At 65.4% G+C, this 12,138-nt stretch carries 8 protein-coding genes; 3 read left to right on the plus strand and 5 right to left on the minus strand.

From position 1 onward, the window contains the following. Positions 1-5 precede the first annotated feature (5 nt). From atpA to GL279_RS03220, 3 genes are all read right to left on the minus strand, one after another. Positions 6-1,541, minus strand: a complete 1,536-nt coding sequence (atpA, locus tag GL279_RS03210) for a F0F1 ATP synthase subunit alpha (RefSeq protein ID WP_155063167.1) — start codon at positions 1,539-1,541, stop codon at positions 6-8. After that, positions 1,541-2,101, minus strand: a complete 561-nt coding sequence (locus GL279_RS03215; RefSeq protein WP_343039693.1) for a F0F1 ATP synthase subunit delta — start codon at positions 2,099-2,101, stop codon at positions 1,541-1,543. Before GL279_RS03215 ends, atpA begins: the two co-directional genes overlap by 1 nt. Positions 2,102-2,394: 293 nt before the next feature. Then, positions 2,395-3,216, minus strand: a complete 822-nt coding sequence (locus GL279_RS03220) for a class I SAM-dependent methyltransferase (RefSeq protein WP_155063169.1) — start codon at positions 3,214-3,216, stop codon at positions 2,395-2,397. Between the two features lie 51 nt (positions 3,217-3,267). Here GL279_RS03220 and gloB point away from each other — a divergent pair, with 51 nt between their 5' ends. Then, on the plus strand, positions 3,268-4,014 hold the full coding sequence (gloB, locus tag GL279_RS03225; protein WP_155063170.1) for a hydroxyacylglutathione hydrolase: 747 nt from the start codon (positions 3,268-3,270) through the stop codon (positions 4,012-4,014). Between the two features lie 263 nt (positions 4,015-4,277). After that, entirely contained in the window at positions 4,278-6,596 is a 2,319-nt protein-coding gene (clpA, locus tag GL279_RS03230) for an ATP-dependent Clp protease ATP-binding subunit ClpA (protein WP_343039694.1), read from the plus strand. 238 nt (positions 6,597-6,834) lie between these two features. Here clpA and mfd read toward each other — a convergent pair whose 3' ends face one another. Then, on the minus strand, positions 6,835-10,290 hold the full coding sequence (gene mfd, locus GL279_RS03235) for a transcription-repair coupling factor (RefSeq protein ID WP_155063172.1): 3,456 nt from the start codon (positions 10,288-10,290) through the stop codon (positions 6,835-6,837). A 42-nt stretch (positions 10,291-10,332) separates the two neighbouring features. Further along, positions 10,333-10,896, minus strand: coding sequence for a hypothetical protein (locus GL279_RS03240; protein ID WP_155063173.1), 564 nt, complete (start codon positions 10,894-10,896; stop codon positions 10,333-10,335). A 175-nt stretch (positions 10,897-11,071) separates the two neighbouring features. Here GL279_RS03240 and hemB point away from each other — a divergent pair, with 175 nt between their 5' ends. Next, a complete protein-coding gene (gene hemB, locus GL279_RS03245) occupies positions 11,072-12,067 on the plus strand; it encodes a porphobilinogen synthase (RefSeq protein WP_155063174.1) in 996 nt (331 codons plus the stop codon). The last annotated feature ends 71 nt before the right edge of the window (positions 12,068-12,138 follow it).

A 12,138-nucleotide genomic window follows, 5' to 3' on the forward strand; every position in this document is an offset into this window, starting at 1 on the left:
CCCCCTCAGGCGTAGGTCTTGGCGTAGCCGTCCAGCGCTGCCTTGATCGCATTTTCAAGATCGCCCGCGATCTTGCGGTCGTTCTTGGTCATGTCCTCAAGCAGATCGGCTTTCTGGTTGCGCAGATACTGGATCAGGCCCTGTTCCCATTTGGTCACGTCCTTGACGGGAACGTTGTCCAGATAGCCCTTGGTGCCTGCATAGATTACGATCACGATCTCGGCGGTGGTCAGCGGCGAGTACTGCGGCTGCTTCATCAGCTCGGTCAGGCGCGCACCGCGGTTCAGAAGCTTTTGCGTCGCGGCATCGAGGTCCGAGCCGAACTGCGCAAAGGCGGCCATTTCGCGATACTGGGCCAGTTCCAGCTTGACCGGACCGGCGACGGATTTCATCGCCTTGGTCTGGGCGGCCGAACCGACGCGCGACACCGACAGACCGGTGTTCACGGCCGGGCGGATGCCCTGGAAGAACAGTTCCGTTTCCAGGAAGATCTGGCCGTCGGTGATCGAGATCACGTTGGTCGGGATATAGGCCGACACGTCGCCCGCCTGGGTTTCGATGATCGGCAGCGCGGTCAGCGAGCCCGAGCCATTGGCTTCGTTCAGCTTGGCCGAACGCTCCAGCAGGCGCGAGTGCAGATAGAACACGTCGCCCGGATAGGCTTCACGCCCCGGCGGACGGCGCAGCAAGAGCGACATCTGACGATAGGCAACGGCTTGTTTGGACAGGTCATCATAGATGATCAGCGCGTCCATGCCGTTGTCGCGGAAGTATTCGCCCATGGCGGTCGCCGAATAGGGCGCCAGGTATTGCATCGGCGCCGGGTCCGAGGCGGTCGCGGCCACGACGGTCGTGTAGGCCATCGCGCCGGTCTCTTCCAGCTTCTTCACCAGCTGGGCAACGGTCGAACGTTTCTGACCCACGGCGACGTAGATGCAGTGCAGCGTCTTCATGCCGTCGGCTTCGCGGCCGTTGTAGTTCTGCTGGTTCAGGATGGTGTCCAGAGCGATCGCGGTCTTGCCAGTCTGACGGTCACCGATGATCAGCTCGCGCTGGCCACGGCCAACCGGGATCATGGCGTCGACCGATTTCAGGCCGGTGGCCATCGGCTCGTGCACCGACTGGCGCGGCATGATGCCGGGGGCTTTGACGTCGGCCACGCGCATCTGCACGTCGACCAGCGGGCCCTTGCCGTCGATCGGGTTGCCCAACGCGTCGACAACGCGGCCCAGAAGGCCCTTGCCGGCGGGGACTTCCACGATGGCGCCGGTGCGCTTGACGGTGTCGCCTTCCTTGATCGAACGGTCGTCGCCGAAGATCACGATACCGACGTTGTCGGTTTCGAGGTTCAGCACCATGCCGCGGATGCCACCCGGGAATTCGACCATCTCGCCGGCCTGAACCTTGTCCAGACCATAGACGCGGGCGATGCCGTCACCGACGGACAGCACTTGCCCGACCTCGGCCACCTCGGCGTCCTGACCGAAATTCTTGATCTGATCCTTAAGGATGGCCGAGATTTCGGCAGCCTGGATTCCCATTATCCGACCTCTTTCATAGCATTCTGGAGGGAGGCGAGCTTCGAGCGGATCGAGCTGTCGATCATCTGCGAGCCCAGTTTGACGATCATGCCGCCGATGAGGTTTTCATCGACGCGCGCGTTCAGTTTCACGGTCTTGCCGGTCTTGGCGTTCAGCGTGCTGACCAGACGCGCTTGCTGTTCCTGGGTCAGCGCCTGCGCGCTGGTCACATCGGCCGTGACCTCGCCCCTGGCGTCGGCGATCAGGCCGCGCAGCCGGGCCACGAATTGCGGCAGGGTGAACAGGCGGCGGTTGCGCGCCAGAAGCCGCAGCGTATTGGCCAGCTCGGCCGACAGCCCCATGCGCGAGGCGAGCGCCGTGATGGCGGCTTCCTGCGCATTGCGGTCGTAAAGCGGCGAAACGGTCAGATCACGCAGATCCGCACTGTCGTCATAGGCCGAGGCCAGCTCGTCGACTTGCGTGGACAGGGCATCGATGCCGCCCGAATCCTTCACCAGTTCGAAAAGAGCCTGTGCATAACGCCCGGCGATATCAGCGGAAATCGAAGCGGAATTGGCCACGGTCATCCTTCCGGTTTGCGCAAGCTCCGCTGGCGGGCCGTCCGTTCGGGGGCGGTCTGTCGCGGAGCGCGGGTCAAGGGGCCGCCAGCCAAGCCCGGCCGGAATACCCCGAAAATCTGCGGTGTCTCTAGCAGGTGATTTGCTGTGCCGCAACCGCATTGAACACGGAAAAGCGAGCGTTTACGCCGTAAGTATCGCAGTCCGGCAAGGGTTTGCAGCTCGTCCGGCGGACGGTTGCGCTAACGACAGGATCGCCGGCTGGGGATCGCCGGCGCGGGGGATCGGATTCCGCCTCAGCCGCGCCACAGATTCGCCCGCAGCCCCATCGCCGCCGGGCCGGGTCCACCCTGCCGCGCCGTATTCCCGCGACCGGCGGGCCGGGGCCGGGCCATGCCCTCCAGCACGCCAAGCGGGCTGGGCAGGCCGACGCTGCGCAGCCGCCCAACGGGCGCCTGCATCTGCTTGCTGAACTCGGTCAGCACCACGCCCGCCACCAGCACCTGACTGATGCGCGAGCCGGTGCGTTCCCACATCTGGGCGCTCTTGAGCCAGAATCGCCGGTCCGAGGGCGGGATATACAGCGCCGCGCCGCTGCGCTCGGCCACGAATCCGGCGTCCCGGGCCTGCGTTTCCAGCTGGCCGGCGGTATAGCTGCGGCCAAAGCCAAAGGGCGTCTTGTCCGAGCGCGCCCAAAGCCCGGCGCGGTTCGGCGCCATGACCAGCATCCGCCCGCCCGGGCCCAGCACCCGCCAAGCCTCGGACAGCACGGCATGGGGGTGGTCGGCGGTCTCCAGCGCATGCAGCAGCACCAGACGATCGACGCTGCCGGTGTCCAGCGGCCATGCCCCCTCCTCGACCAGAACCGAGCAATTGGCCATGCCGACCGGCCATGCCATCACCCCCTGCGGCCCCGGCATCAGCGTGCTGACCCGGCGTGCGCGCCCCAGCCATGGCCGCAGCAACGGCGCGGCAAAGCCGTAACCCGCCACGGTCATGCCGGCGGATTGTTCGGGCGGCCAGAGGTCGATCAGCCGGTCGCGCAGCACGCGCTGGACCACGCGGCCCAGCGCCCGCGTGTAATAGAATTTTCGCAGCTCGATCACGTCGTGATGCATTGCGCCCCTCGCCTGTCGCCGCCAGACTGCGGCAAAGCAAAGGAATTGCCAATGCCGCTGGAACTGATCCCCGTCCGCTGCCTGACCGACAATTATGCCTGGATCCTGCATGGCAACGGCCAGACTGCCCTGATCGATGCTCCCGAGGCGGCACCGATCCTGGCCGAGCTTGCGGCGCGCGGCTGGGATCTGGATCTGATCGCCCTGACCCATCACCACGCCGACCATATTCAGGCCGTCGCGGAGCTGGTCGCGGCCACCGGCGCAAAGGTCATGGGCAATACCAAGGACGCGGCCCGGCTGCCGGCACTGGACCTGCCCGTGCGTCCGGGCGAGGTGACGGAGATCTGCGGCGAGCCGGCCGAGGTGATCGACGTTTCGGGCCACACCATCGGCCATATCGCCCTGCATCTGCCCGACTCGGCCATGGCCTTTACCGCCGACAGCCTGATGGCGCTGGGATGCGGCCGGCTGTTCGAGGGCGATGCCGAAATGATGTGGCAAAGCCTGTCGCGGCTGAACGCCCTGCCCGGCCGGACGCTGATCTGTTCGGGCCACGACTATTGCCGCGGCAACGGCGCCTTTGCGCTGTCGGTCGATCCCGAGAATGCGACTTTGCGGCAACGCCTTGACGACACCGCCGCCGGCCGCCGGCCCTGTGCCCCGGCCACGCTGGATGACGAACGCGCGACCAATCCCTTCCTGCGCCCTGCCGCGCTGCGCGACGCTTTGGGCATGGCCGGCGCGGCGGATGTCGATGTTTTTGCTAGACTTCGCCGGATGAAGGACAGCTTCTGAGCTGTTTCTGCAACGCAGCAAGGGATTTCCGCTCGACCGGCCACGCCAGCCCGTTTCTGGCGGCGATGAAGGGCCATGCTTGAAAAGCCGGCAGCTTATCATCACATCTGTCGCAACCGCCGGAAATTCGGCACAAGCGGACGCAAATACCGCTTGAATTGCGCGAAAATCCACCAATTCTTAACTGTATCGTGACAGTCTGGTCAGGTGGACCGCTAAATCTTGGCGGCCCAAACCGCCAGCCGACTGACAGGAGCTTGAACGTGCCGTCCTTTTCGAACACGCTGGAACAGGCCATCCACTCTGCGCTTGCGCTGGCCAATGAACACCGCCACGAGCTGGCCACGCTCGAGCATCTTTTGCTCGCGCTGACGGATGAGCCCGATGCCGTCAAGGTGATGCGGGCCTGCAATGTCGATCTGGACGAATTGCGCCGCATGCTCGTCGAATTCATCGAAGACGATCTCTCGACGCTGATCACCGATGTCGAGGGTTCGGAAGCCGTGCCGACCGCCGCCTTCCAGCGGGTGATCCAGCGCGCGGCGATCCATGTGCAATCCTCGGGCCGGACCGAGGTGACGGGCGCGAACGTGCTGGTGGCGATCTTTGCCGAGCGCGAATCGAACGCCGCCTTCTTCCTGCAGGAACTGGACATGACCCGTTACGACGCGGTCAATTTCATCGCCCATGGCGTCGCCAAGAACCCGTCGTTCTCCGAGAACCGCACCGTGCAGGGCGCCGAGCAGCAGGAACAGGCCCAGGCCGAACAGCCTGCCGCCAAGGACGAATCGGCGCTGGCGAAATATTGCGTCGACCTGAACAAGAAGGCCTCCAAAGGCGATGTCGACCCGCTGATCGGTCGCGCCGACGAGGTCGAGCGCTGCATCCAGGTGCTGTGCCGCCGTCGCAAGAACAACCCGCTGCTGGTGGGCGATCCCGGCGTGGGCAAGACCGCCATCGCCGAAGGTCTGGCGCTGAAGATCACGCGGGGCGAAACCCCCGACGTGCTGGCGGGCTCAACCATCTTCTCGCTCGACATGGGCGCGCTTCTGGCCGGCACCCGCTATCGCGGCGATTTCGAGGAACGTCTGAAAGCCGTGGTCAAAGAGCTTGAGGACCACCCCGACGCCATCCTGTTCATCGACGAGATCCATACCGTGATCGGCGCGGGCGCGACCTCGGGCGGGGCGATGGATGCTTCGAACCTGCTGAAACCGGCGCTGGCCGGCGGCAAGCTGCGCTGCATGGGCTCGACCACCTACAAGGAGTTCCGTCAGCATTTCGAAAAGGATCGTGCGCTCTCCCGTCGCTTCCAGAAGATCGACGTGAACGAGCCGACCGTGCCCGATGCGATCAAGATCCTGATGGGGCTGAAACCCAGCTTCGAAAAGCACCACGACCTGCGCTACACCAATGAGGCGATCAAGTCGGCGGTGGAACTGGCCTCGCGCTATATCAACGACCGCAAGCTGCCCGACAGCGCCATCGACGTGATCGATGAGGCGGGTGCCGCCCAGCATCTGGTTGCCGAAAGCAAGCGCCGCAAGACCATCGGTCCCAAGGAGATCGAGGCCGTGGTGGCCAAGATCGCCCGCATCCCCCCGAAGAACGTCTCCAAGGACGATGCGGCGGTGCTGAAGGATCTGGACGCGACGCTGAAACGTCTGGTTTTTGGCCAGAACGCTGCGATCGAGGCGCTGTCCTCAGCGATCAAGCTGGCACGTGCCGGCCTGCGCGAACCGGAAAAACCCATTGGCAACTATCTGTTTGCAGGCCCCACCGGCGTCGGCAAGACCGAGGTCGCCAAACAACTGGCCAGCACGCTGGGCGTGGAACTGCTGCGCTTCGACATGTCGGAGTACATGGAGAAGCATGCCGTCAGCCGCCTGATCGGCGCGCCTCCGGGCTATGTCGGCTTTGACCAGGGCGGGCTTCTGACCGACGGCGTCGACCAGCATCCGCATTGCGTGCTGCTGCTGGACGAGATCGAGAAAGCACACCCGGATGTCTACAACATCCTGCTGCAGGTCATGGATAACGGCAAGCTGACCGACCATAATGGCCGGCAGGTGGATTTCCGCAACGTTATCCTGATCATGACTTCCAACGCCGGCGCCTCGGACATGCAAAAGGCCGCAATAGGCTTTGGCCGCGACAAGCGCGAGGGCGAGGATACCGCCGCCATCGAGCGCACCTTCACGCCCGAGTTCCGCAACCGTCTCGACGCGATCATCAGCTTCGCGCCGCTGTCGCGCGACATCATCGTGCAAGTGGTCGAAAAGTTCGTGCTGCAACTCGAAGCCCAGCTGATCGACCGCGGCGTGCATATCGAACTGACCTCCGAGGCTGCGCATTGGCTGGCCGAAAAGGGTTACGACGACAAGATGGGTGCCCGCCCGCTGGGCCGCGTGATTCAGGAAACCATCAAGAAACCCTTGGCCGAGGAACTGCTGTTCGGCCGGCTGACCAAGGGCGGCGTGGTCCGCGTGCGGATCGAGGACGACAAACCGGTGCTCGACATTACAGGGCCCGACGCGCCGCGCCTCAGCAAGTCCAAGCCGCCGCTGCTGACTGCGGATTGATCTGACGCCGAAGCATGCCAACGAACAGGGGCGGTGCCGACAAGCACCGCCCCTTTTTCATTTCTTCACTCGCCCTGATGCCGCCCTCCACGCGCCGCCCGAAAACCAAGCGTGACACGCCCTCAATCACGTCGGCCCCTGAGACAATCGCGGCCCTACCCGCACCTTGTGATCGGCCCGCGCACAACTTCGTTCGTGTTCAAATATCCCGGGGGTTCGGGGGCAGCGCCCCCGTCCTTCACGCCTTCGCCCGCGCCTCACGCAGCTTGCCCGCCAAGTCCTTGGCGATGGCAAAGGCGCCCTTGATCCGCTCGGCATCACTCGGCCAGTCCCGCAGGACCATGATCTTGTTGTCGGTGACCTTGGCCCCACCACGCTGATCCTGAATGAACTCGACCAGCCCGGCAGGATTCGGAAACTTGTCGCCATGGAACTGGATCGTCGCCCCCTTCGGCCCGGCATCCAGTTTCGAGATATTCGCCCGCTTCGCCATCGCCTTGATGCGGATCACCAAAAGCAGGGTGTTGACCTCGCGCGGTAACGGCCCGAAACGGTCGATCAACTCGGCAGCAAAGCCCTCCAGCTCGACCTTGGTGGTCAGTTCGGCCAGCCGTCGATAAAGGCCCAGCCGCACGTCCAGATCCGGCACATAGCTTTCGGGAATCGTCACCGGCACGCCCAGGTTCAGCTGCGGCGCCCATTCGTCCTCGGGTGTGCCTTCGATCTCGCCCGATTTCAGCTTGGCGATCGTCTCTTCCAGCATGGCCTGATAAAGCTCGAAGCCGACTTCCTTGATATGGCCGGACTGCTCCTCGCCCAGAAGGTTACCCGCACCGCGCAGGTCCAGATCCTGCGAGGCGAGGTTGAAGCCCGCACCCAGACTGTCGATCGAGCCCAGGAACTTCAGCCGCCGCATCGCCTGCGGCGTCAGCGGCACGCGCGGCTTGGTGGTCAGATAGCAATAGGCGCGGGTCTTGGACCGCCCCACCCTGCCCCGGATCTGGTAAAGCTGCGCCAGACCAAACATATCGGCGCGCCAGACGACCATGGTGTTCGCGGTGGGAATATCCAGCCCCGATTCCACGATGGTCGTCGCCAAAAGCACATCGGCGCCCCGGTCGTAAAAGGCGTTCATCCGCTCGTCCAGATCGCCCGCCGCCAGCTGGCCATGCGCCACGATGGTCGAGACCTCGGGGACATGCTCGCGCAGCCAATCCTCGATCTCGGGCAGGTCCGTCAGACGCGGCACCACGAAAAAGCTTTGCCCGCCGCGATATTTCTCGCGCAGCAGCGCCTCGCGGATGGTCACGCTGTCGAATTCCGACACATAGGTGCGGATCGACAGCCGGTCGACCGGCGGCGTGCCGATGATCGACAGATCCCGCACCCCGGTCAGCGACAATTGCAGCGTGCGCGGGATCGGCGTCGCGGTCAGCGTCAGCACATGGATGTCGCTGCGCAGCTCTTTCAGGCGTTCCTTGTGGCCGACGCCGAAATGCTGCTCTTCATCGACGATCAGCAGGCCCAGATTCTTGAACCGCACCTGTTTCGACAGCACGGCATGGGTGCCGACGACGATATCCACCGTGCCCTCGGCCAGCCCCTTGCGGGTCTCGGTCGCGTCCTTGGCCGAGACAAAGCGCGACAAGGGTCGCACGTTGATCGCGGTCCCGCGGAAGCGCTCGGCAAAGGTGCGGAAATGCTGGCGCGCCAGCAGGGTCGTCGGCGCCACCACCGCCACCTGCCGGCCCTGCGAGGCGGCGATGAAGGCCGCGCGCATCGCGACCTCGGTCTTGCCAAAGCCCACATCGCCCACCACCAGCCGATCCATCGGCCGGCCGGCGGCCAGATCCTCGGCGACATCGGCAATGGCCGTCGCCTGATCCTCGGTCTCGGTATAGGGAAAGCGGGCGGCAAAGCTTTCGATCTCGTGATGCTCGGGCTCCAGCACGGGGGCCGCGCGCAGCAGGCGTTCTGCCGCGACACGCATCAGCTTGTCGGCGATCAGCTTGATGCGTTCTTTCAGCCGGGCCTTGCGTGCCTGCCAGGCGCCGCCGCCCAGCTTGTCCAGCAAGCCTTCCTCATGGCCGTAACGGCTGAGCAATTCGATGTTTTCGACCGGCAGATACAGCCGGTCCCCGCCGGCATATTCGATGGCCACACAGTCATGCGGCACCTTCAGCGCCATGACCGTCTCGAGCCCGGTATAGCGGCCGATGCCATGCTCGACATGCACCACCAGATCGCCGGGGGTCAGCGTCGTGGTGTCGCGCAGGAAGTTCTCGGCCTTGCGCTTGCGCTTGGCGCCGCGCACCAGCCGGTCGCCCAGCACGTCCTGTTCCGAGATCACCGCCAGCGGCCCGGTTGCTGCGCCTTCGGACACGAAGCCCTCGTCCAGTGGCCAGACGGCAAGGCCCAGCGCGCCCTTTTGGTCTGAAAGATCGCGCAAGTCGCGGATCGGCGTGGCGCCGGCGATGCCCTCATCGGCGATCAGCCCGGCCAGACGTTCGCGCGCGCCTTCGGAAAAACTGGCGATGACCACGCGATGGCCCGATTGCAACTCGCGGATATGATCGGCCAGCGCCTTGAACAGGTTCTTGTTCTCGGCCTGCCGCTCGGGGGCGAAGTTGCGCCCGACCCGGCCACCGGCATCCAGCACCCCCGGCCCCGGCGGCTGGTGCAGCACCGAAAGCTGCAGGCTGCGATGCGCCTGCAGCCAGCCGTTCCATTCGGCCTCATCGGGGAACATCTCGCGCGGGGGGACCGGGCGATAGACGGTATCGGTGCCGCCCTTGCGCTTCAGCGCCTCAAGCCGGGCGTCGAATTGTTCGGCAATGGTGTGCCAGCGCGCATCGCGCACCTGCGCCAGATGGTCGTCCAGCACCACCGACGCGCCGGGCAGATAGTCAAACAGGCTGTCCATGCCGTCATGGAACCAGGGCAGCCAATGCTCCATCCCCGCCATCTTGCGGCCGGCGCTGATGCCCTCATACAGCGGATCATTGGCACCGCCGCCATATTCGACGCGATAGCTTTGCCGGAACCGCGTGATCGCGGCCTCGTCCAGAATCACCTCGGACATCGGCGCAAGGTCGATGTGATCCAGCTTCTCGCTGGAACGTTGGGTTTCAGGATCAAAGCGGCGGGCGGATTCCAGCACATCGCCGAACATGTCCAGCCGGATCGGCCCGCTGTCGCCCGGCGGGTAGATGTCGATGATGCCGCCGCGCACGGCGAAATCGCCGGGCTCGGTCACCGTCGGGGCCTGCGAAAAGCCCATGCGGGCCAGATAGGCGCGCAAGGCGCCCTCGTTCATGCGGTCGCCGACGCGGGCGGAAAAGCTGGCCTCGCGCAGGCTGGCGCTCGGCGGCACCCGCTGCATGGCGGCGCCAAGCGTGGTCAGCAGGATGAACGGCCCTTTCAGCGCGCCATGCGCCAGCGCCGTCAGCACCGCCATGCGCGCGGCCATCACCCCCGGCGCGGGCGAGACCCGGTCATAGGGCGTGGTGTCCCAGGCCGGGAATTCCAGCACCACCGCCTTGGGGGCGAAAAAGGCAAGCGCCGCGCGCATGGCGGCCATGCGGCGGTCGTCGCGGGCGACGTGGATGACGGGCTGGCCCCGGCCCAGTTCGCGCGCGATCAGCGCGGCGTCAAAGCCCTCGGGGGCGCCGGAAAGGATCAGATGTTCGGACATGGCGCTGAGGTAACCTTGCAAGGGACGAAGTCAAGACGCGCGTCAGTAGCCAAAGGGATGCGTTACCATCCACACCGCGGCGCGCCATGCGATCAGCGCCATGACCACCACCGAGGCCAGCGTGACCAGACTGCGGTGCCGCGCCATCAGCCGCGCGGCCTCGGCAGCGGCCTGATGGACGGGGATGTCCGCCGCCTGCGCCGCCGCGACCAGCGGCGCCACCCGGCGCGCCAGCCGCGCCTCGGCCAGAAACAGCAGCGCAAAGGGCAAGATCAGCAGCACCAGCGCCTGCGCCATCTCAAGCCCATAGCCAAAGCCCAGCACCGCCAGCCCCGACAGAACAAAGGCCGCGACGCCCAAAAGCACCGCCCCCTCGCGCGGGTTCATGCGCCAGCGCGGCAGGCAAAGCGACAGCCAGTCCAAAAGCAGCACCGCCTCGGGATCGTCCTGCATCCCGGCTGCGGGATTGCGCGCCCCATGGACCACATCGCCCGGCACGCCCAGCACCCGCCGCCCGGCCAGCGTCCAGACCAGCAAGAGCAAAAGCCAGAACCAAGGCGAAACAAAGGAACGGCTGTCTAGGGTGGCAAGGATCGCCTGGGTCAAGGCCTGCGGTCTCCGGGATCTGTTGGAGGGACCCTAACGACCCCGCCGGCAAAGGAAAACCGGGGCCAGTGACGGCGGGGCCACGGGGGTTGCGCCGGCGCAACTAAGGGTGCAGGCTCTGGCCCGGAATTCCGCCCGCTGCCCCTGGCCGGGCGATGCTGCTGAAGGTTATGCCATGCCCACCCCGATCGTCGCCCCCTTTCCCGTGACCCGTCTGCGCCGGCTGCGCCGCACGCCCGCGCTACGCGCGCTGACCACCGAGGTGAACCTGACGCCCTCGAACCTGATCTGGCCGATCTTCGTGACCGAGATCGAGGGCGGCGCCGGCGAGATCGCCTCGATGCCGGGGGTGGAACGGCTGACGCTGGACGGTGCCAAGCGTGCCGCCGAAACCGCGATGCGGCTGGGCATTCCGGCGATCTGCATCTTTCCGCATTCCGACCCCGATCTGAAGACCGAGACCTGCGAGCGTGCCTGGGACCCAGACAATATCGGCAACCGCGCCATTCGCGCCATCAAGGAGGTGGCGCCGGATCTGGCGGTGATGACCGATATCGCGCTCGACCCCTATAACGCCAATGGCCATGACGGGCTGGTGCGCGACGGCGTGATCCTGAACGACGAAACCGTCGAGGCGCTGACGCGCATGGCGCAGGCGCAGGCCGAGGCCGGGGCGGATATCCTTGGCCCCTCGGACATGATGGACGGGCGCATCGGCGCGCTGCGCGACATGCTGGAAAGCAATGGCCACAAGGATGTGGCGATCCTGTCCTATGCGGCGAAATATGCCTCGGGCTTCTATGGGCCGTTCCGCGATGCGGTCGGTGCCTCGGGCCGGCTGGTCGGCGACAAGAAGACCTATCAGATCAACCCGGCCAACCGCGACGAGGCGATGCGCTGCGTCGCCCGCGATCTGGCCGAAGGGGCCGATATGGTGATGGTGAAACCGGGCCTGCCCTATCTGGACATCTGCCGCATGGTCAAGGACCAGTTCGCCGCCCCGACCTTTGCCTATCAGGTCAGCGGCGAATATGCGATGCTGGAGGGCGCGATCCGCAATGGCTGGCTGTCGCGCGACACCGTGATCGAAAGCCTGTTGTGCTTCCGCCGCGCCGGCTGCGACGGCATCCTGACCTATTACGCCCCGCAAGTGGCCGAAAGGCTGGCATGAGGGGCGCGTTGCCCCTATCATCGAAAGTCACAACAACAGAGATGACGGGCGGAGCAACCGCCCCCAGGGGA

It is taken from the genome of Paracoccus limosus, from assembly GCF_009711185.1.
GTDB lineage: Bacteria > Pseudomonadota > Alphaproteobacteria > Rhodobacterales > Rhodobacteraceae > Paracoccus > Paracoccus limosus.